The organism is Pseudomonas sp. NPDC088322, from assembly GCF_044740745.1.
GTDB lineage: Bacteria > Pseudomonadota > Gammaproteobacteria > Pseudomonadales > Pseudomonadaceae > Aquipseudomonas > Aquipseudomonas shirazensis.
In genome coordinates this window covers 235,082-253,579 of sequence record NZ_JBIURK010000008.1, presented here as the reverse complement: position 1 = coordinate 253,579, position 18,498 = coordinate 235,082, and the positions used below count along the sequence as shown (strand labels likewise).

At 64.3% G+C, this 18,498-nt stretch carries 23 protein-coding genes; 14 read left to right on the top strand and 9 right to left on the bottom strand.

What is annotated here, in order from left to right:
• The first annotated feature begins 4 nt into the window (after window positions 1–4).
• Complete coding sequence (locus tag ACIOAU_RS21190) at window positions 5–1,198, top strand: MFS transporter (RefSeq protein WP_401184453.1); 1,194 nt, start codon at window positions 5–7, stop codon at window positions 1,196–1,198.
• Between the two features lie 49 nt (window positions 1,199–1,247).
• Here the strand turns inward: ACIOAU_RS21190 and ACIOAU_RS21185 are convergent, their stop codons facing one another.
• From ACIOAU_RS21185 to ACIOAU_RS21165, 5 genes are all read right to left on the bottom strand, one after another.
• Window positions 1,248–1,931: an OmpW family outer membrane protein gene (locus ACIOAU_RS21185; RefSeq protein ID WP_101322316.1), complete on the bottom strand. Its 684-nt coding sequence runs from the start codon at window positions 1,929–1,931 to the stop codon at window positions 1,248–1,250.
• 106 nt (window positions 1,932–2,037) lie between these two features.
• A complete protein-coding gene (locus ACIOAU_RS21180) occupies window positions 2,038–2,580 on the bottom strand; it encodes a DUF3299 domain-containing protein (RefSeq protein ID WP_401184450.1) in 543 nt (180 codons plus the stop codon).
• 9 nt (window positions 2,581–2,589) lie between these two features.
• On the bottom strand, window positions 2,590–3,855 hold the full coding sequence (locus ACIOAU_RS21175; RefSeq protein ID WP_401184447.1) for an ABC transporter permease: 1,266 nt from the start codon (window positions 3,853–3,855) through the stop codon (window positions 2,590–2,592).
• Window positions 3,855–4,565 carry an ATP-binding cassette domain-containing protein gene (locus ACIOAU_RS21170; RefSeq protein ID WP_101322314.1) on the bottom strand — a complete coding sequence of 237 codons (711 nt, stop codon included), beginning with the start codon at window positions 4,563–4,565 and terminating at the stop codon, window positions 3,855–3,857. Before ACIOAU_RS21170 ends, ACIOAU_RS21175 begins: the two co-directional genes overlap by 1 nt.
• A complete protein-coding gene (locus ACIOAU_RS21165; protein WP_401184444.1) occupies window positions 4,566–5,135 on the bottom strand; it encodes a DUF2796 domain-containing protein in 570 nt (189 codons plus the stop codon).
• 132 nt (window positions 5,136–5,267) lie between these two features.
• Here ACIOAU_RS21165 and ACIOAU_RS21160 point away from each other — a divergent pair, with 132 nt between their 5' ends.
• On the top strand, window positions 5,268–5,606 hold the full coding sequence (locus ACIOAU_RS21160) for a hypothetical protein (RefSeq protein WP_101323121.1): 339 nt from the start codon (window positions 5,268–5,270) through the stop codon (window positions 5,604–5,606).
• A 171-nt stretch (window positions 5,607–5,777) separates the two neighbouring features.
• On the opposite strand, the gene trxA is transcribed toward ACIOAU_RS21160, so the two are convergent.
• Genes trxA through ACIOAU_RS21145 form a run of 3 tightly spaced genes read right to left on the bottom strand, consistent with a single transcriptional unit; the run spans window position 5,778 to window position 7,809 of the window.
• Window positions 5,778–6,665 carry a thioredoxin gene (gene trxA, locus ACIOAU_RS21155; protein WP_101322312.1) on the bottom strand — a complete coding sequence of 296 codons (888 nt, stop codon included), beginning with the start codon at window positions 6,663–6,665 and terminating at the stop codon, window positions 5,778–5,780.
• 31 nt (window positions 6,666–6,696) lie between these two features.
• A complete protein-coding gene (locus ACIOAU_RS21150) occupies window positions 6,697–7,356 on the bottom strand; it encodes a methyltransferase (protein WP_188036750.1) in 660 nt (219 codons plus the stop codon).
• Complete coding sequence (locus ACIOAU_RS21145) at window positions 7,357–7,809, bottom strand: YbaY family lipoprotein (RefSeq protein ID WP_103435141.1); 453 nt, start codon at window positions 7,807–7,809, stop codon at window positions 7,357–7,359.
• 105 nt (window positions 7,810–7,914) lie between these two features.
• Here ACIOAU_RS21145 and nrdR point away from each other — a divergent pair, with 105 nt between their 5' ends.
• The 12 genes from nrdR to ACIOAU_RS21085 all read left to right on the top strand — a co-directional run bounded on the left by nrdR (window position 7,915) and on the right by ACIOAU_RS21085 (window position 16,616).
• On the top strand, window positions 7,915–8,379 hold the full coding sequence (nrdR, locus tag ACIOAU_RS21140; protein WP_101323120.1) for a transcriptional regulator NrdR: 465 nt from the start codon (window positions 7,915–7,917) through the stop codon (window positions 8,377–8,379).
• A gap of 2 nt (window positions 8,380–8,381) precedes the next feature.
• Window positions 8,382–9,512 (top strand): bifunctional diaminohydroxyphosphoribosylaminopyrimidine deaminase/5-amino-6-(5-phosphoribosylamino)uracil reductase RibD, encoded by a 1,131-nt coding sequence (gene ribD, locus ACIOAU_RS21135; protein WP_401184439.1) that lies wholly within the window; start codon window positions 8,382–8,384, stop codon window positions 9,510–9,512.
• A 43-nt stretch (window positions 9,513–9,555) separates the two neighbouring features.
• Entirely contained in the window at window positions 9,556–10,221 is a 666-nt protein-coding gene (locus ACIOAU_RS21130; protein WP_101322308.1) for a riboflavin synthase, read from the top strand.
• 18 nt (window positions 10,222–10,239) lie between these two features.
• A complete protein-coding gene (gene ribBA / locus ACIOAU_RS21125; protein ID WP_101322307.1) occupies window positions 10,240–11,331 on the top strand; it encodes a bifunctional 3,4-dihydroxy-2-butanone-4-phosphate synthase/GTP cyclohydrolase II in 1,092 nt (363 codons plus the stop codon).
• Window positions 11,332–11,421: 90 nt separating this feature from the next.
• Window positions 11,422–11,898, top strand: a complete 477-nt coding sequence (ribE, locus tag ACIOAU_RS21120) for a 6,7-dimethyl-8-ribityllumazine synthase (protein ID WP_003255395.1) — start codon at window positions 11,422–11,424, stop codon at window positions 11,896–11,898.
• Window positions 11,895–12,395: a transcription antitermination factor NusB gene (nusB, locus tag ACIOAU_RS21115; RefSeq protein ID WP_101322306.1), complete on the top strand. Its 501-nt coding sequence runs from the start codon at window positions 11,895–11,897 to the stop codon at window positions 12,393–12,395. Before ribE ends, nusB begins: the two co-directional genes overlap by 4 nt.
• Before the next feature lie 18 nt (window positions 12,396–12,413).
• A complete protein-coding gene (gene thiL / locus ACIOAU_RS21110; RefSeq protein ID WP_401184434.1) occupies window positions 12,414–13,379 on the top strand; it encodes a thiamine-phosphate kinase in 966 nt (321 codons plus the stop codon).
• On the top strand, window positions 13,376–13,879 hold the full coding sequence (locus ACIOAU_RS21105) for a phosphatidylglycerophosphatase A (protein WP_101322304.1): 504 nt from the start codon (window positions 13,376–13,378) through the stop codon (window positions 13,877–13,879). The genes thiL and ACIOAU_RS21105 overlap by 4 nt, the downstream gene beginning before the upstream one ends.
• Before the next feature lie 14 nt (window positions 13,880–13,893).
• Window positions 13,894–14,643 (top strand): ABC transporter substrate-binding protein, encoded by a 750-nt coding sequence (locus ACIOAU_RS21100; protein WP_150570994.1) that lies wholly within the window; start codon window positions 13,894–13,896, stop codon window positions 14,641–14,643.
• A 124-nt stretch (window positions 14,644–14,767) separates the two neighbouring features.
• Complete coding sequence (ribA, locus tag ACIOAU_RS21095) at window positions 14,768–15,385, top strand: GTP cyclohydrolase II (protein WP_101322302.1); 618 nt, start codon at window positions 14,768–14,770, stop codon at window positions 15,383–15,385.
• On the top strand, window positions 15,382–15,801 hold the full coding sequence (locus tag ACIOAU_RS21090) for an MFS transporter (RefSeq protein ID WP_150573820.1): 420 nt from the start codon (window positions 15,382–15,384) through the stop codon (window positions 15,799–15,801). The genes ribA and ACIOAU_RS21090 overlap by 4 nt, the downstream gene beginning before the upstream one ends.
• A complete protein-coding gene (locus ACIOAU_RS21085) occupies window positions 15,801–16,616 on the top strand; it encodes a cobalamin-binding protein (RefSeq protein ID WP_188036746.1) in 816 nt (271 codons plus the stop codon). Before ACIOAU_RS21090 ends, ACIOAU_RS21085 begins: the two co-directional genes overlap by 1 nt.
• Here ACIOAU_RS21085 and ACIOAU_RS21080 read toward each other — a convergent pair.
• Window positions 16,588–18,465, bottom strand: coding sequence for a TonB-dependent receptor domain-containing protein (locus tag ACIOAU_RS21080; RefSeq protein WP_401184429.1), 1,878 nt, complete (start codon window positions 18,463–18,465; stop codon window positions 16,588–16,590). The genes ACIOAU_RS21085 and ACIOAU_RS21080 overlap by 29 nt on opposite strands.
• Between the last annotated feature and the right edge of the window lie 33 nt (window positions 18,466–18,498).

Below are 18,498 nucleotides of genomic sequence, written 5' to 3'. Positions count from 1 at the left end.
TGCCATGACCGCGTTCAGCCCTGCGCCACTTACTCGCTCACTCACTCTGTTGCTTGCCGTGACCTGTGCACTGGCTGTGGCCTCGGTGTATTTCGCTCAACCGTTGCTCGAGTCGATGGCGACCAGCCTGGGGGTGGCAACGGGCAAGGTCGGGCTGGTCGTCGGCGCGACTCAGGCCGGCTATGCGGTTGGCCTGTTGCTGGTCGTGCCATTGGGCGATCTGTTCGAGCGCAAGCGCTTGATCGTCTGTCAACTGCTGCTCTCGGCCGCGGCGCTGCTGGCGGTCGGGCTGGCGCAGGACTGGGCCGTATTGCTGCTGGCGATGAGTCTGGTCGGGCTGCTGGCGGTCGTGGTGCAGGTGGTGGTGGCGCATGCCGCGACCTTGGCGACAGCGCAGGAGCAGGGGCACGTGGTCGGCCAGGTCACCAGCGGCGTGGTGCTGGGCATCTTGCTGGCGCGGCTGGTGGCTGGTGCGTTCGCCGACGTTGCCGGCTGGCGCAGCGTCTATTTTGTTGCTGCTGGGTTGGCGCTGTTGATGGCTTTGCTGCTCTGGCGCAAGTTGCCGAGCGCGCAGCCAGGCGCCCGCAGCGCCAGCTATAGGCAATTGCTGGCGTCGGTTGTCAGTCTGTATCGACACGATCGGCTGTTGCGCCAGCGTGGGCTGTTGGCCTTGCTGACCTTCGCCGCTTTCAGCGTGCTGTGGAGTGCAATGGTACTGCCGCTGAGCGCACCAGCGCTGGCGCTGAGCCATACCCAGATCGGGCTGTTTGGCCTGGCCGGAATCGCCGGTGCGATGGCAGCGTCACGTGCCGGGCGTCTGGCTGACCAGGGCTACGCGCAGCGCAGCACCGGCATGGCCTTGCTGCTGTTGCTGCTGTCGTGGGTAGCCACGGCCTTTCTTGAATACTCATTGCTGGCACTGGTGCTGGGCGTAGTAATGCTCGATTTTGCCGTCCAGGCGGTGCACGTCACCAACCAGACATTGCTGCTGAAAGGGCGCAGTGAGATGGCAAGCCGCCTGATCGGGGCCTATATGTGCTGTTATTCGCTGGGCAGCGGGGTGGGGGCGGTAGCGGCGAGCTGGGTCTATGCGCGCTGGGGCTGGATGGCCGTGTGCGCAGTGGGCGCGGGGTTCAGCGCACTGGCCTTGATTTATTGGCTGTATCTGCGCTGGCAAACAGGCAATGGCCAGCGCTGACAGCAAAAAGCCGCTGCCTGATGGCAACGGCTTTGTCATGCAGCAACGATCAGAACTTGTAGCCAATACCGACCATGTACACCCATGGATCGACTTCAACGTCGACCTTGGTCTTGCTGTAGCCCAGTGCGGCAGGGCCGTCGACGGTGGCTTTGGTGTCGATGTCGACGTACCAGACCGAGGCGTTGACCAGCACGTTGTCGGTGATCATGTAGTCCATGCCGACCTGGCCGGCGATGCCGATCGAGTCCTGCATTTTCAAGTTGCTGAAGCCTTGCTGCTTGCGCGCGCTGCTCAGGTCTTCATCGAAGAACAGGGTGTAGTTGATGCCCACGCCTACGTACGGCTGGAACTTGGAGGCTGGGTCCATCGGGAAGTACTGCAGCGACAGGGTCGGTGGCAGTTGCTTGATGTCGGCCAGCTTGCCATCCAGGCCGCCGCCCAGGCCCTTGACGCCAACGGTGTGCTGGAACGGCGTGGCCGCCAGCAGCTCGACGCCGATGTGATCGCTGAGCATGTAAGCGAAGGTCAGGCCCAGCTGCGTGTCGCTGGTCAGGGTTGCCTTGGTGCCGGCTACCTTGTTGCCGTCGAAGCGCAAGTCGCCGCTGCTTTCGTTGGGCGCGGTGGTGATGGCGCCGGCGCGGACAATGAAATCACCCGGCTGGTGAGCGTGGGCAGCAGGCGCAACGAGGGCCAGGGCGACGAGCGAGGCGCCGAGCAAGGACTTGTTCATGGAAGCTCCGAAAGGACATTGGTAATCAATGGCCTAATGGTACGGAGGCGCTTAAACCAAATGTTTGACCCAGCTCAACGAAGCGCGGCATAGCCGTCCTGCGGGCTTATTTCAGCTCGTAGGCGTAGATTTTTTCGGCTTCCATCTGGTATCCGGCGTCAGCCAGCTCGCTGCTGCTGGCTTTGACCTGCATACGCCCTTCGATCCAGTACGGTTGGTACAGGTCTTCGACGCGTACGCCCATCTCGCTGAAAATATGCACGATCTGATTCGACGGCGGTGGCGGCACGTGAATGCAGGCGCCGTAATACGGCACCAGCAAAAACTCGGTGGTACGGCCTTCTTCACTGACTTCCAGCGGCACGATATAGCCCGGCAGCTTGACCTGCTGATTGTCCAGCGCCTGCACCACCGGAGCATTGGCCGATTGCTGTGGTACTGGCGGCGCGGACTCGGCCGCCAGCGCGTTGCCGATCTGCGACAGGTCGTGCAGCGGCGCCAGCTGCGGGGCTTGCACTGGCGCGCCTTCGGGGATCAATGCCGGCCAATCCAGCTCGCGCGGCTCAGCCGCCCACACCGGCGAGCTGAAGAGCAGCACCAGTAGCATGAGGCAGCGCGGGAACTGAGCGCTAAGGCGGGGCATACGCATGGTAATCACTCACAAATGAATCGACAGACCATCAGCCAATGACTGCCGATAGGCACGCCAGGCCGGCACGCTGCCCATCAGCAACGCTGCGCCGAGGATGATAGCCAGCAGCGTCCATTCATGGCTACTCGGCCAGGCCAGTGGCAGGTACAAACCATAGTTGGCCTGCACGTAGCCCTGAGCCAAAGCGATGCCGGCATACAGCAGGCCAAGCCCGGCGACGATACCGGCTACCGCCAACGCCAGCGCCTCGAGGACCAGCAGGCCGGCAATATGCCAGGGCCGAGCACCCACGGAGCGCAGAATGGCCATCTCCCGGCGGCGCTCGTTGAGGCTGGTCAAAATCGCCGTGAGCATGCCGATCAAGCCGGTCAGCACGACAAACAACGACACCACGAACAGGGCTTGCTCGGCGGTCCCCATCAGGCTCCACAGCTCCTGCAGGGCCACGCCCGGGAGAATCGCCAGCAGCGGCTCGTTGGCGTACTGATTGATCTCCCGCTGCATGCTGAAAGTGGCGATCTTGTTGTTCAGGCCAAGCATGAAGGCGGTGATCGCAGTCGGTTGCAGGTCCATGCCGCGCGCTTGCTCGGCACTGATGCGGCCGGTGCCGCGAGCCGGTACGCCGTTGTGCCAGTCGACGTGAATGGCCTCCATGCCGGCCAGGCTGATGTGCAGGGTGCGGTCAACCGGGGTGCCGGTGCGTTTGAGCACGCCGACCACAGTGAACGGTTTGTCATCGTGTTTGACCAGGCTGATCGCCGCTACGCCATGGGCCAGCACCAGCTTGTCGCCGAGTTTGTAGTGCAGTGCCTCGGCGACTTCGGCGCCCAGCACCACGTCGAACGGGTTATCGGCAAACGGCCGGCCCTGGCTGAGTTCCAGGTGCTGGCGCCGGCCGTACTGGTAGTGGCTGAAGTAATCGGTACTGGTGCCCATCACCCGATAGCCGCGATGCGAGTCGCCCAGCGAAATCGGGATCGCCCACTTCACCCGCGGGTCGCTGGCGTAGTGTTGATAGCTGTCCCAGCGGATGTTGTTGGTGGCGTTGCCGATGCGAAACACCGAGTACAGCAGCAGGTTGACCGAGCCCGAGCGGGCGCCGACGATCAGGTCGGTGCCACTGATGGTGCTGGCAAAGCTGGCGCGGGCTTCGGTGCGGACCCGTTCCACGGCCAACAGCAGGCAGACCGACAGGGCAATCGCGAAGGCGGTAAGAAAGGCCGTGAAGCGCCGGTTGGCGAGGCTGGCCAGAGCAAGGCGGAGCAGGTACATCAGGCCTCCCGGGGCGCGGCGGCGCGATTGAGTTCGGCCAGTGACAGGTGTCGATCGAACAGCGGCGCCAGGCTCTGGTCGTGGCTGACGAACAACAGGCTGGAGCCGGCAGCGCGGCATTCGTCGAACAGCAGCCGGATAAAGGCTTCGCGGGTGTCGGCATCGAGCGCCGAGGTTGGCTCGTCGGCGATCACCAACTCCGGCTGGCCGATCAGCGCCCGGGCCGCGGCTACTCGTTGCTGCTGGCCGATCGACAGGCTATCGGCGCGCCGCGCGAGCATTGCCGGGTCAGTCAGGCCCAGGTGCGCGAGCAGTTGCGTGGCGGCCTGATCGACGCTGCCATGGCGCTGGCGGGCACGCTCGGCGCGGCTGGCAGAAAAACGACAAGGCAGTTCGACGTTTTCTCGCACCGACAGAAACGGCAGCAGGTTGAACTGCTGAAAAATGTAGCCGGTGTGATCGACGCGGAAGCGATCGCGCGCGCCCTGGCCCAGCTCGGCCAAGGTCTGACCGAGCAGGCGCACGCTGCCCTGCGCCGGCAGGTTCACACCGCCAAGCAGGCCGAGCAGGGTGGTCTTGCCGCTGCCGCTGGGGCCCTTGAGAAACAGCGCTTCGCCCGCTTCCAGGCGAAACTGCGGGATATCCAGCAGCGGCGCCTGGCCGGGCCAGGCGAACAGCAGATCACGCAGTTCGATCAACGCCTGGCTCATTCAGAACGCGACCGTCGCGGTGGTCGGCGTTGCTTCAAGGCCTTTTTGGCCATTAGGGCCAATCAACTGCACGTTGATCTTCTGCATCGCCGGGTAAGCCTTGAACAGCGGCGCGAGGTCGATGCTGGCGAGTTTGCCGGGGTTGCTGCAGGTAAACTGATAGTGCGCTTCGATATCGCTGTGGGCGTGTTTCTCGGTTTTGCCGGCAGCGGCTGCTGGTGCGTCGAACAGCGGGCTTTGCAGCTCCTGCGCGTCGATGCTGCAGCCAGCGTCCTTGGCCAGACCCAATAGCTGCAGTGGCTGCTCCAGTTGCTGGCGTACGCTGGCTACCTTGGCCTTGTCGGCATCGCTGCTGGCGGCGTGTTCAAAGCCCACCAGGTTCATCGCCGGGCTGTCCAGGCCAAGCTCGAGGGTGTTGCCATCCAGTACTACGTCGAGTTTGGCCACGCCGTGTTCATGGGCGCCCAGCGCGGTGTGGTCGTGATCGTGATCGTGATCATGCTCATCGTGGGCATACGCCACGGCCAGGGGCAGCAGGGCGAAGGGCAGTGCAAGCAACAGACGGCGCATGGTCAACTCCAGAGAGCAGGGCGAATTATTTGGTAATGTTATAACAGTTTTTCTGGCGAGTGCCAGCCGCTTGGCGAAGGTTTCATGTCGTGGGAGCATGGGCGCCAGGCAATTGTGAGCGAGGAAGCCAAGGTGAGAATACGAGGAACGATCGGCGAGTGGCCGGTGGACCTGACCATCGAGCTGGAGCCGGCGGAATGGGCGCAGCTTGGGCGTCAGGTGGAGTTGGCTGCGCCGGTGGAAAAGGCAACGCCGGCACCGGCGGTGCGGCAGAACGATGACCAGTGGCAAGCTGCGCGCGAAGCCTTGCGCGTGGCCGGACAGATGACTGGGCCAGAATTACTTGAGCAACTGGAGCAGTTGACCGGCAGCACGGCGGCGGGCAAGCGGCTGCTGGTGCGCTTGCGTCACAGTGCTGAGGTGAGGGTGGAAAGCGCGGGGGATGCGCCTGTTTATCACTGGATCGGTTGAAGCATAGTGAGCCAGCTACGCTGGCCTTTCGCGACACAAGGCCGCTCCTACAGGCGACCGAGTTGCTCATGGCTCACCGCCGGCCTGTAGGAGCGGCCTTGTGTCGCGAAAGGGCCGCGCAGCGGCCCAAGGATCTGTGCGGCCCCGCAGACCGTCGGGCCGATATGCGCCTCAATACATCAAGGCAAACAACTTGCGCCGATACGCGGTAACCAGCGGGTGCTCATTGCCGAGCAGCTCGAACACCTGCAACAGCGCCTTGTGCGGCAATCCGCTTTCATAACCCCGATTACGCTGGAACAGCTTGAGCAACCCATCCAGCGCCGCTTCGTACTGCTGGCGCGCCAACTGCTGAATGCACAGCTGATAAGCGGCTTCGTCGTCCTCAGGGTTTTGCGCCAGACGGCTCTTCAACTCGGCGGCTTCCGGCAGGCTGGCGGCCTGGCGCAAGAAGGTCAGCTGCGCCTTGGCGCCGGCCAACGCTGCCTTGTGCTCGTCGCTCTTGACCGCACCCAGCACGGCCTCAGCTTCACTCAGGTCGCCACGCTCGGCCAGGCAACGGCCGTACAGGATCAACGCCTCGGCATTGCTGTTGTCTTCGCCCAGCAACAGCTTGAGGGTCGCTTCGGCCTCGGCAAAGCGGCTTTCGGCAAACAGCGCCTTGGCTTCTTCCAGTGGCGAGGCAGTCGGCGCGGCAGGCATCTGCACGTGCGGCTCGAGCAGGGCGCGAATCGCCGATTCGGGCTGCGCACCGGCAAAGCCGTCGACCGGCTGACCGTCCTTGAACAGCACCACGGTTGGCAGGCTGCGGATACCGAACTGGGCAACCACCTGCTGCTCGACGTCGCAGTTGATCTTGGCCAGCAACAGCTCGCCCTGATAACCCTCGGCTATCTTGGCCAGCAACGGCATCAGCGCCTTGCATGGCGCACACCACTCGGCCCAGAAATCCACCAGCACCGGTTTGTGGAAGGAGTTCTCGATGACCAACTGCTGAAAGTTGGCGTCGGTAGCATCGAAAATGTACGGCAGGGCGTTGGTATCGGGGGCTTGGCTCATCGCAACTCTCGCAAATCTCTGAATGACACCACTATAAAGGCTCGCGGCTGGCGTGGTACAGGCTGACCCGGCGGAATTCGTGCGGTTCGGCCAGGTCGGGCAGGGTCAAGCCTTCGAGCACGTCCAACTGACGGTACAGCGGGTGGCTGAAATTGCGCACCCGCGAGTCGGCCACCAGCACCTGGCGGCCACGGCTGAGAAAACCATCGAGCAACGGCAGGTTGGCCGGGTCGTACAACACATCAGCCACCAGAATCAGATCGAAGCGGTCGGCTTCGGCAAAAAAATCACTGCTGTAACCGAGCTCGACCTGGTTCAGCGCAGCATTGGCTTGGCACGCAGCCAAGGCCAGCGGATCAAGGTCGCAGGCAACCACCTCGACAGCACCCGCCCGCGCTGCGGCGATCCCGGCAATGCCCGAACCGGCGCCAAAGTCGAGCACGCGCATCCCCTCGACCCACTGTGGATTGGCCGCCAGGTAGCGGGCCATGGCCAGGCCGCTGGCCCAGCAGAAGCTCCAGTACGGCGGCTCTTCGAGGATGCGCTGGGTCTCTTCGCGGGTGAATGCGCGGTGCATGTTGTCGGCGCCGAGCAGCCACAGTTTCAGCGCGCACTCCGGCAGCGCAGTGGCAACCAGCTGCGCTTCGCCGATCAGACCGCTGAGCGCATGCTGCAACTGCACTGGCGCCATTTACGGGGCTTTCTCGAAGCGCAGCGGGCCGGTGGCCTGGCTCGTAGCCTGGACGATGCGCTGTGGCGGCAGGTGCATGATCAACTGACCCGAGCGGCTGGCGCGACCGCGCAACTCGACCCGGGCACCGGCCGGGAACGCTTCCGGGTTGAAGCGCAGTTGGTAGGGCAGGTCCTGACCGGTACCGGTCAGGGTGCTGCTGGCCAGCAGCCGCTGCGGGCGATCACGTTCGTCGATCACCAGCAATGCCAGCTCGACCTCGGCACCCGCTGGCACGTCTTGCAGGCTGCCGCTGATTTCCCGTTGATAAGCCGGCAGTGGGCCGAGCGCCGGGGCCTTTTTCACCGTTTTCGGCGCCGGCGTTGCGGGCACCGGTTCGTTTTTAGGTTTATCGCTGCTGCAGGCCGTCATCAGGCCAGCGAGGCAGAGCACGACGAGCGCTCGAAAGTGCATGGAGAAGTCCTTCAGGGGCAGATTTGAGTGGATGGTAACCCCTTTGGCTTGTCTTGCCAGTCGGATGCGCTACCATGGCCCTCCCTTTTTTTGTTGCCTGCCACCATGCACTGTCCCTTTTGCGGTGCCAACGACACCAAGGTCATCGACTCGCGCCTGGTCGCCGAGGGCGAACAAGTGCGTCGCCGGCGCGAATGCGTCGCCTGCGGCGAGCGCTTCACCACCTTCGAAACCGCCGAACTGGTACTGCCGCGGCTGATCAAGCAAGACGGCACCCGCCAGCCATTCGACGAAGACAAGCTGCGAGCCGGCATGCAGCGCGCGCTGGAAAAGCGCCCGGTCAGCGTCGAGCGCCTGGAAGCAGCGCTGGCGCAGATCAAGCACAAGCTGCGCGCCACCGGCGAGCGCGAGGTCAAGTCGCTGGTGGTCGGTGAGCTGGTCATGGAGGCGCTGCGTCAACTCGACGAAGTCGCCTACATTCGGTTTGCCTCGGTCTACCGGCGTTTCCAGGACCTTGACGAATTCCGCGAAGAAATCGACCGCCTGGCGCGCCAGCCGGGCAAAGAGTAAACATGCCCAGCCCGACCGCAATTCTCGACGCCCACTACATGGCCCTGGCCGTGCAACTGGCCCGCAAAGGCCAGTACAGCACCCATCCCAACCCGCGCGTTGGCTGCGTCATCGTGCGTGATGGCGAGGTGGTCGGCGAGGGCTGGCATGTGCGCGCCGGCGAGCCGCACGCCGAAGTGCATGCCCTGCGCCAGGCCGGCGAGCGCGCCCAGGGCGCCTGCGCCTATGTCACCCTTGAACCGTGCAGCCACCACGGGCGCACCCCGCCGTGCGCCGAAGCGCTGGTCAAGGCCGGGGTGGCCCGGGTGGTCGTCGCCATGCAGGACCCTAACCCGCAAGTCGCCGGGCGAGGTCTGCGGCGCCTGGCCGAGGCCGGTATCGAGGTTGTCAGTGGCGTGCTCGAGCAAGAAGCGCGTGCGCTCAATCCCGGCTTCCTGAAACGCATGGAGCACGGCCTGCCGTTCGTCCGCGCCAAGCTGGCGATGAGCCTGGACGGACGCACCGCCATGGCCAGTGGTGAAAGCCAGTGGATTACCGGCGCTGCCGCCCGCGCAGCGGTACAACGCCTGCGTGCGCGCTCCAGCGTGGTGCTGACCAGCGCCAGCAGTGTGCTGGCCGACAATGCGCGGATGACCGTGCGCGGCGGCGAGCTGGGCCTGGACCCTGATACCACCGCCCTGGCCTTGTCACGGCCACCGCTGCGGGTGCTGATCGACAGCCGCCTGCGCCTGCCGCTGACTGCGCCTTTGTTCCAGGCCGGGCCGGTACTGGTGGTCACCGGCGCCGCCGCTGACCCACGCTATGCCGAGGCCGGCCATGAGCTGCTGCAGTTGCCCGGCGCCGATGGCCGGGTGGATCTGCCAGCCCTGCTCAGCGCCCTGGCGGCGCGCGGGACCAACGAGATTCTGCTGGAGGCGGGCGCCGGTTTGGTCGGCGCGTTTGCCCAGCTCGGTTTGATCGACGAATACCAATTGTTTGTTGCCGGCACCTTCCTCGGCTCCCAGGCCCGGCCACTGCTGGACTGGCCGCTGGCGAAGATGAGCGAAGCGCCGCGACTGAAAATCACCGAAATGCGCGCGGTGGGCGATGACTGGCGAGTCACAGCCATCCCCCAACCGGCCACCGGCGTATAATGCCCGGCTGGCCCAACGCCGCCCAGTTTCCGAGGAGAACCCAATGTTCACCGGCATCATCGAATCGATCGGCACCATCCGCAGCCTGACCCCCAAGGGCGGTGACGTGCGTGTCTACGTCCAGACCGGCAAGCTCGACCTGGGTGACGTCAAACTGGGCGACAGCATTGCCGTCAATGGCGTCTGCCTGACTGCGGTGGAACTGCCTGGCGACGGCTTCTGGGCTGACGTCAGCCGCGAAACCCTCGACTGCACCGCATTCAACGACCTGAAAAGCGGCAGCCCGGTCAACCTGGAAAAAGCCCTGACCCCGACCACCCGCCTGGGCGGCCACCTGGTCAGCGGCCACGTCGACGGCGTCGGCGAAATCATCTCGCGCAGCGATAACGCCCGCGCGATCCAGTTCCGCGTGCGCGCACCCAAGGAGCTGGCCAAGTACATTGCCCACAAGGGCTCGATCACCGTCGACGGCACCAGCCTGACGGTCAATGAGGTCGATGGCGCCGAATTCGAGCTGACCATCGTGCCGCATACCCTGTCCGAAACCATCATGGCCGACTACCGCAGCGGGCGTCGGGTGAACCTTGAGGTCGACCTGCTGGCCCGTTACCTGGAGCGTCTGCTGCTGGGTGACAAGGCTGCCGCACCGAGCAAGGGCAGTAGCATCACCGAAAGCTTCCTGGCCGCCAACGGCTACCTGAAATCCTGATCGAGAAGGGGGTGCCGCGTGGCGCTCAACAGTATTGAAGAGCTGGTCGAAGACATCCGCCAAGGCAAGATGGTCATCCTCATGGATGACGAAGACCGCGAGAACGAAGGCGACATCATCATGGCCGCCGAGTGCTGCCAGCCTGAGCACATCAACTTCATGGCCAAGCACGCCCGTGGCCTGATCTGCATGCCGATGAGCCGCGAGCGCTGCGAGACCCTGAAGCTGCCGCTGATGGCGCCACGCAATGGCTCGGGCTTCGGCACCAAGTTCACCGTCTCGATCGAAGCCGCCGAAGGCGTCACCACCGGGATCTCCGCAGCCGACCGTGCGCGCACCGTGCAGGCCGCGGCAGCCAAGGATGCCAAGGCAGACGATATCGTCAGCCCTGGCCACATCTTCCCGCTGATGGCTCAGCCTGGCGGCACCCTGGCCCGCGCTGGCCACACCGAAGCGGCCTGTGACCTGGCGCGCATGGCCGGGTTCGAGCCGAGCGGGGTGATCTGCGAAGTGATGAACGACGACGGCACCATGTCGCGTCGCGCCGAGCTGGAAGTGTTCGCCGCCGAGCACGGCCTGAAGATCGGCACCATCGCCGACCTGATCCACTACCGCATGATCCACGAACGTACCGTTCAGCGGGTCACCGAGCAGCCACTGGACAGCGAACTGGGCCAGTTCAACCTCGTCACCTACCGTGATTCGGTCGAAGGCGATGTGCACATGGCACTGACCCTGGGCAAGATCTGCGCCGAAGAACCGACCCTGGTGCGGGTGCACAACATGGACCCGCTGCGCGACCTCTTGATGGTCAAACAGCCCGGCCGCTGGAGCCTGCGCGCCGCCATGAGCGCCGTGGCAGAGGCCGGCAGCGGCGTAGTGCTGCTGCTCGGTCACCCGCTCGATGGCGACGTGGTGCTGGCGCATATCCGCGAAAGCGCCGGCGAAACCCAGGTCAAGACGCCGAGCACCTACAGCACGGTTGGCGCCGGTTCGCAGATCCTGCGTGACCTCGGTGTGCGCAAGATGCGCCTGATGAGCTCGCCGATGAAGTTCAATGCGATATCCGGATTCGATCTGGAAGTTGTAGAATACGTGCCCTCTGAGTGACACAGGCGCGCCAATCGCCCTGGCGCTCGTGTCCAAACCCTCCTGCAGGCCGCCTAGGGCGGCCTCGCTCTTTAAAATGAGAACACCGCAATGACCCTGAAGACCATCGAAGGTACCTTCATCGCCCCCAAAGGTCGCTATGCTTTGGTGGTTGGCCGCTTCAACAGCTTCGTCGTCGAAAGCCTGGTGAGCGGTGCCGTTGATGCGCTGGTACGCCATGGCGTCAGCGAAAGCGACATCACCATCATCCGTGCTCCTGGCGCCTTCGAAATCCCGCTGGTTGCACAGAAAGTCGCCCAGCAGGGCGCTTACGACGCGATCATCGCCCTGGGCGCCGTGATCCGTGGTGGTACTCCGCACTTCGAATACGTTGCGGGCGAATGCACCAAGGGCCTGGCCCAGGTGTCGATGGAGTTCGGTGTGCCAGTCGCGTTCGGCGTACTGACCGTCGACTCGATCGAGCAGGCCATCGAACGTTCCGGCACCAAAGCCGGCAACAAAGGCGCTGAAGCTGCCCTGTCCGCACTGGAAATGGTCAGCCTGCTGGCGCAGTTGGAGGCCAAGTGATTAGCGACGAAAGCGATCGTTTCAACCCGCGCGATCCAAAACCTGCGGATGCTGGCAAACCATCGAAAAGCGCCAAGCGTCGCGAAGCACGCAAGCTCGCGACCCAGGCGCTTTATCAGTGGCACATGGCCAAGCAATCGCTGAATGAAATCGAGGCGCAGTTCCGCGTCGACAACGATTTCTCCGACATCGACGGCGCTTATTTCCGCGAGATCCTGCACGGGGTTCCGGCGAAGAAAGACGACATCGATGCCGCGCTCAAGCCTTGCCTGGACACCCCGCTTGAAGAGCTCGACCCGGTTGAACTGGCGGTTCTGCGCCTGTCCACCTGGGAGTTCCTGATGCGCGTTGACGTACCTTACCGGGTCGTGATCAACGAAGGCGTCGAACTGGCCAAGATCTTCGGCGCCACCGACGGCCACAAGTTCGTCAACGGTGTACTCGACAAGCTGGCGCCGCAGGTCCGTGAAGCGGAAGTCAAGGCGTTCAAGCGCTGATTGCGGCGCTGACCAGCCATGGGTGAGTTCGAGCTGATCCGTCATTACTTCGCCGCCGCGCCCTGTGCGCAGGGCGGCGCAGGTGTTGCGTTGGGGATCGGCGACGACTGTGCCCTGCTTGACCTGCCGGCTGCCGCGCAGTTGGCAGTGTCTACCGATACCTTGGTCGCCGGCGTGCATTTTCCGCACGCCTGCGACCCCTCGCTACTGGGCCAGCGCTCGCTGGCCGTAGCGGCCAGTGACCTGGCAGCCATGGGTGCCACGCCCGTCGGCTTTACCCTGGCGCTGACCTTGCCCGAGGTCAGCGAACAGTGGCTCAAGGCGTATGCCGAAGGCCTCGATCGCATGGCGCGACATTGCCGCCTGAGCCTGATTGGCGGCGACACCACCCGCGGCCCACTGAGTATCACCATGACTGTGTTTGGCCGGGTTCCGGCCGGGCAGGCCCTGCTGCGCTCGGGCGCGCAAGTGGGTGACTTGCTCTGTGTGGGCGGCGAGCTGGGCAATGCCGCCGGCGCCTTGCCGTTGGTGCTGGGCGAGCGCGAAGCGGCGGTCGAGATCAGTGCGCCGCTGCTGGCACAGTACTGGTCACCTTCGCCGCAGTTTGCCTTGGGCCAGGCCCTGCGCGGCAAGGCCACCGCGGCGCTGGATATCTCCGATGGCTTGTTGGCCGACTGCGGCCATATCGCCAAGGCATCCCGGCTGGCGCTCGAGGTGAACCTGGCCCAGGTGCCAGTGTCACCTGCTCTAGTGGCTTTTTCAGGGCCTGCGGCAGCCCGCCAGGCGGCGCTGACCGGTGGCGACGACTATGTCCTGGTGTTCACCTTGCCCGCGCAGCAACTGCCCGCGCTGCGCGACGCTGGCCTGGCGGTGCATGTCATCGGCCGGGCAGTGGCTGGCGAAGGCGTGATTTTGCGCGACGAACACGGCCAGGACATCACCCCGCGACAACGCGGCTATCAACATTTTAGGGAGACACCGTGACCGACCACCCCAATCAGGTGCCTGCGGAGTTCGTTCCGCCTTCGGTCTGGCGCAACCCGTGGCACTTCATCGCCTTTGGCTTCGGTTCCGGCACTTTGCCCAAGGCCCCCGGCACCTGGGGCTCGCTGGTGGCGCTGCCGTTCATTCCGCTGTGGCAGATGTTGCCCGACTGGGGCTACTGGCTGCTGCTGGGTATGACCATGCTGTTCGGCTTCTGGCTGTGCGGCAAGGTCGCCACCGACTTGCGCGTTCACGACCATGAAGGCATTGTCTGGGACGAAATGGTCGGCATGTGGATCACCCTGTGGCTGGTGCCGGAGGGTTGGCAGTGGTTGCTGGCCGGGTTCCTCATGTTCCGCTTCTTCGACATCCTCAAGCCGTGGCCGATTCGCTGGATCGACAAACATGTGCATGGTGGATTCGGCATCATGCTCGACGATATCCTCGCCGGTGTGTTCGCCTGGCTGGGCATGCAGGTTCTAGTTTGGGCGGTAGCCTGATACGGGAGTGGCAGATGGGGTTGAGGACGACGGTGCTGCTGTTGCTGATGCTGCTTGGCGGCGCTGTTGCCAACGCCAGCGACAAGCCTCAGTTGGGCCAGATCCATCTGGTCAGTGAAGACTGGCTCGACTACACCAACGCCGACGGCACTGGCCTGGCGTGGGATGTGTTGCGCCAGGTGTTCGAGCCCGCCGGGGTCAAGGTGTCCATCCAGAGCGCGCCTTACAGCCGTGCCATTGGCTTGGTCAAACGTGGCGAGGCGGATGCCTGGGTCGGCTCCTACAAGCAGGAGAGCGACGACAACCTCTACCCGCGCTGGCACTTCGATGTCGATCATATCTATGCGCTGGGCCTGACCAGCAAGCCCGTGCCGACCCCCGCCAATATCGGCGACTATCGCCTGGCCTGGGTGCGCGGCTACGACTACGGCAGTTACTTGCCGAATGTTCATGAGTTCAGGGAAATCCAGCGCCGCGAAGGGATTCTGCCAATGCTCGAGCATAACCGGGTCGACTTCTATGTCGATTCACTCACAGAAGTCGAGTACGTCCAGGCCCAGGCGCCCAAGCCGGACAGCTTTCGCCGCACTCATGTAGCAGAATTGCCGCTCTATCTTGCTTTTGCTCACAATGAGCAAGGCAAGGCGCTGAGTGCGCTGTTTGACCAACGCATGCAGCAACTGGTGCGCAGCGGCGAGCTGGAAGCGGTCTTCAAGAAGTGGAAGCAGCCCTATCCGTTCACTGCCGACAGCCAGCCTCGCTGAGCACATCCTCGCTAAGCATCGAACCTTTCGATCTTAACCGACGGTATTCACCGTGCGCACGCTTGTCAGCCTGCTGATACAATCGGCCCACGTGAAATTCCAAGTTACTAATCAGGAGCACAACGTGCCCGTCGTCTTTGTTGCCGCCTCGAAACTTCCGACTCCTTTTGCGACCTTCACCATGCATGGCTTTCTTGATGAAGCCACGGGCCGCGAGCACGTCGTGCTCAGCCTGGGTGATATCGCTGATGGCGAGCCGGTGCTCGGGCGTCTGCACTCCGAGTGCCTGACTGGGGATGCGCTGTTCAGCCAGCGTTGCGACTGCGGTTCGCAGCTTGAAGCTGCGCTGCAGGCGATTGCCCGCGAAGGCCGCGGCGTGCTGTTGTACCTGCGTCAGGAAGGCCGCGGTATCGGCCTGTTGAACAAGATTCGCGCCTACGAACTGCAGGATGGCGGCGCCGACACGGTCGAGGCCAACGAGCGCCTGGGCTTTGCCGCCGACCAGCGCGACTATGGCATCTGCCTGCCGATGCTCGAGCACCTGGGCGTAAAGTCGCTGCGCCTGATGACCAACAATCCGCGCAAGGTCAAGGCGCTGACTGCCATGGCCATCAATGTTGCCGAGCGCGTGCCGCTGCATACCGGTCACAACCCGCACAACAGCCACTACCTGGCCACCAAGGCCGGCAAGCTCGGCCACATGATGGGCACCGAGCACCAGGGTGAGGTGCCGCAGGCGTGACCCGCAGCGAGGTCAAGCGACGGCTGGCCCTGACCTGGTGGCAGTACCTGGCACTGGGCTTGCTGCCGCTGCCGATCATGGCCTGGGCGTTTGGCGGCGGTGACGACCTGATTCCGGTGCTGGCGATGCCGCTGTTCATCGCCGGCGCCGCGACCATGTTTCTTAGCCTCGCTCGGTTTGCCGCGTACAAGCGCGCGTTGATCCACACCAGCAAGGTGCTCGGCAGCGTCGAAGAGCCCGCGGCCTGGATCGAGCTGGCGCGGGTACGCCGCCTGGCCATGCTGTACGCCTGCATCCCCGCCTGGGTCGCCGCACTGTCGGTGCTGGTCGGGCTGGAGGCAGTGCCCCAGGTGCTGCTGGCGTTGTCCACCGTGGTGATCCTGTACCTCTATCGCATCCCGCGTCAGCTGGGTTGATGCGGCTGCTCTGCTGCCTGCTGCTGATGCTCGGCAGCACCGTTGCCGCCGAGCCACTGCGGGTGGTCAGCCTGGCGCCGTCGATGAGCGAAATCATGCTCGAACTGCACGCCGATGACCTGCTGGTGGGCGTGCTCGACGGCGGCGAGCGGCCAGCGGCGCTGCGTCAGCTGCCGTCGGTGGGTCGCCAGGGCCAACTGGACATGGAGCGCCTGCTCAGCCTGCGGCCTGACTTGCTGTTGTTGTGGCCCGGCGCCGTGGCCCCCGCCCAGCGCGAGCAACTGCGCCGGCTGGGCATCGCCAGCTACGATGGCGAAGTGGCCACGCTCGAACAATTGCTCAGCCACATCGAAGCCATCGCCAGCCGTATCGGCCGGGCCGAACAGGGCCAGCGCTACGCGGCGGGCTTGCGCCAGCGCCTGCAAGAGCTGCGGCAACGCTACCATCGCGAGCAGCCGCTGACGGTGTTCTATCAGGTCTGGGACAAGCCGCTGTATACCTTGGGCGGCAAGCAGATCGTCAGCGATGCGCTGAGTGTATGTGGCGCGCGCAACGTGTTCGCCGACCTGCCGCAGCCGGCGCCGTTGGTTAGTGTGGAGTCGGTGCTGGCGCGCAACCCTGATGTGATTGTCGCGGGCGACCAGGCCCAACTGGCGAGCTGGCGGGCCTGGCCGCAGCTCAAGGCCACGGCTGGCGGTCACCTGCTGGTACTGCCGGACAACGGTTTGGAGCGCCCAAGCGGGCAGATGATCGAAGCTACCGCCAAGCTGTGCGCCTTGCTCGACGCTACAATGCCGGCGTCCAGGTCACGCTGAACAGCCAGCGGCGGCCTTCTTCGCGGTAGGCGTAGGCGCTGTTGTCGTAGCTGTAGAGCGCGCGGCTGTAGCCTTTGTCGAGCAGGTTATCCAGCTTCAGCTCCAGCTTTAGTTCATCACTCGCGGCCCAGCTACTGCGCAGGCCGAGCAAGCCATAGCCGGCCAATCTGTTGCGGTTGGCTTCGTCATCAAAGCTGCTGCTGACGGCTTGCCAGCTGGCGCCCACGCCGAAGCGCTCGTACTGGCGGTCCAGGTCCAGGCTCAGCGTGCGGCGCGCGCGGCGGGCGAGGGTGTGGCCACTGTCGCGGTCACGCGGGTCGATCATGGCCAGGCCGAGTTGGCTGTGCCAGGCACCCCACGTCTGTTTGAGGGCGAGTTCGGCACCGTTGATCCGAGCGCTGGCAACGTTGCGCGGGATCGAGCCCTGGCCAAAGATGATCGCATCGCTCAATTCGGTGCGGTACAGCGACGCCTCCAGCTGGCTGTCGCTGCCGAGCTGGCTGCGCCACTGCAGCTCGACGGTCTTGGAATGCTCAGGCTTGAGGTCGGGATTGCTGTACGACGGGTAATACAGGTCATTGAAGGTCGGCGCACGGAAGCCTTCGCTGTAGGACAGCAGCACATCGTTGGCCTGATTGACCGGTAACGTCAGGCTGGCGCTCCAGGTTGTTTGGCCGCCAAACTGCTGGTTCTGATCACGGCGCACGCCAAGCTCGCTGGAGAAGTGCTCACCCTGATAGCGATGCTGCACAAATGCGGCACGGTTCCAGCGGCTGTCCTGATCCAGCTCGGTGTTGGCGTGCACGCGGTCCTGATACCAGTCACCACCCAGCAGCAGCGCGTGCTGCTCGCTCAGGGTCAGGTCGTTCTGCCAGGTCAGTTGGTCGCGGTAGGTGTTGAACACAAAGCGCTCGTCACTGAACTTGTCGCGTTTGTCGTCGCGGTTCTCGCTGTGTGCCAGCTCAAGGCGCGAATGCCAAAAATCGCTCAGTTGTGCATCGAAATAGCTGCCCAGGCTGCTGACGTTGAAGTCGGTGTAGGGCTGCTGGCCGAAGGTCTGGCCGCTGGCGAAGTCATAACGGCCGAACGGGTTGTCGTATTCACTGCGGCCTTGGCTGTCGAGCAGGTTCAGGCCCGCCTCGAAGCGCTCGTTGAACGTGTGGCTGAGGCTCAGGTTGAGCGAACGGTTACGGTAGGCATCATGGTCGCCATCTCTTGCCAGCGACGGCCCGGTCGAGTCGATGCCGGCGGTTTCGTCGAGGCTGGCACCAAGGTTGAAACGGGTCGCGTCGCTGCCCCCAGACAAGCCCAGACTGCGCTGCCAGGTCTGGTTGCTGCCGGCCGCAACGCGCAGACGTGGCTGCAGGCCGGGGCCGCCGCTGCGCCGGGTGAAGATCTGAATGACTCCGCCGATGGCATCGCTGCCGTACACCGCCGAACGCGAGCCGCGCAGCACTTCGATGCGCTCGATCTGATCGATGTCGAGAAACTGTAGGCCGCTGTCGCCGGAGGTGGCATTGGCGATACGCACGCCATCGACCAGTACCAGGCTCTGGGCGGCCTTGGTGCCGCGGATGAATATCCCGGGCAGGCTGCCGCGTCCGCCGGTGGGAGCAACCTGCACCCCGGGCACGCGGGTCAGCAGGTCAGTCACGCTGGAGGGTTGCAGGCGGTCGATGTCGCTGCGAGTGAACACGGTATTGGCGGCGGCGGTGCTGGTGCGCGATTCGACCTGGCGGCTGGCGCTGATCAGTACGTCTGGCAGCTTCAGGGCGTCATCGCGGTTGGGTTCGGCGGCGAGCAGGGTGCTGGGGAGGGAGAGGAGGGTGGCCAGGGTTGCGAGTTTCATGACAGTTCCGTACGGCGCTTTGGGGCCGCAAAG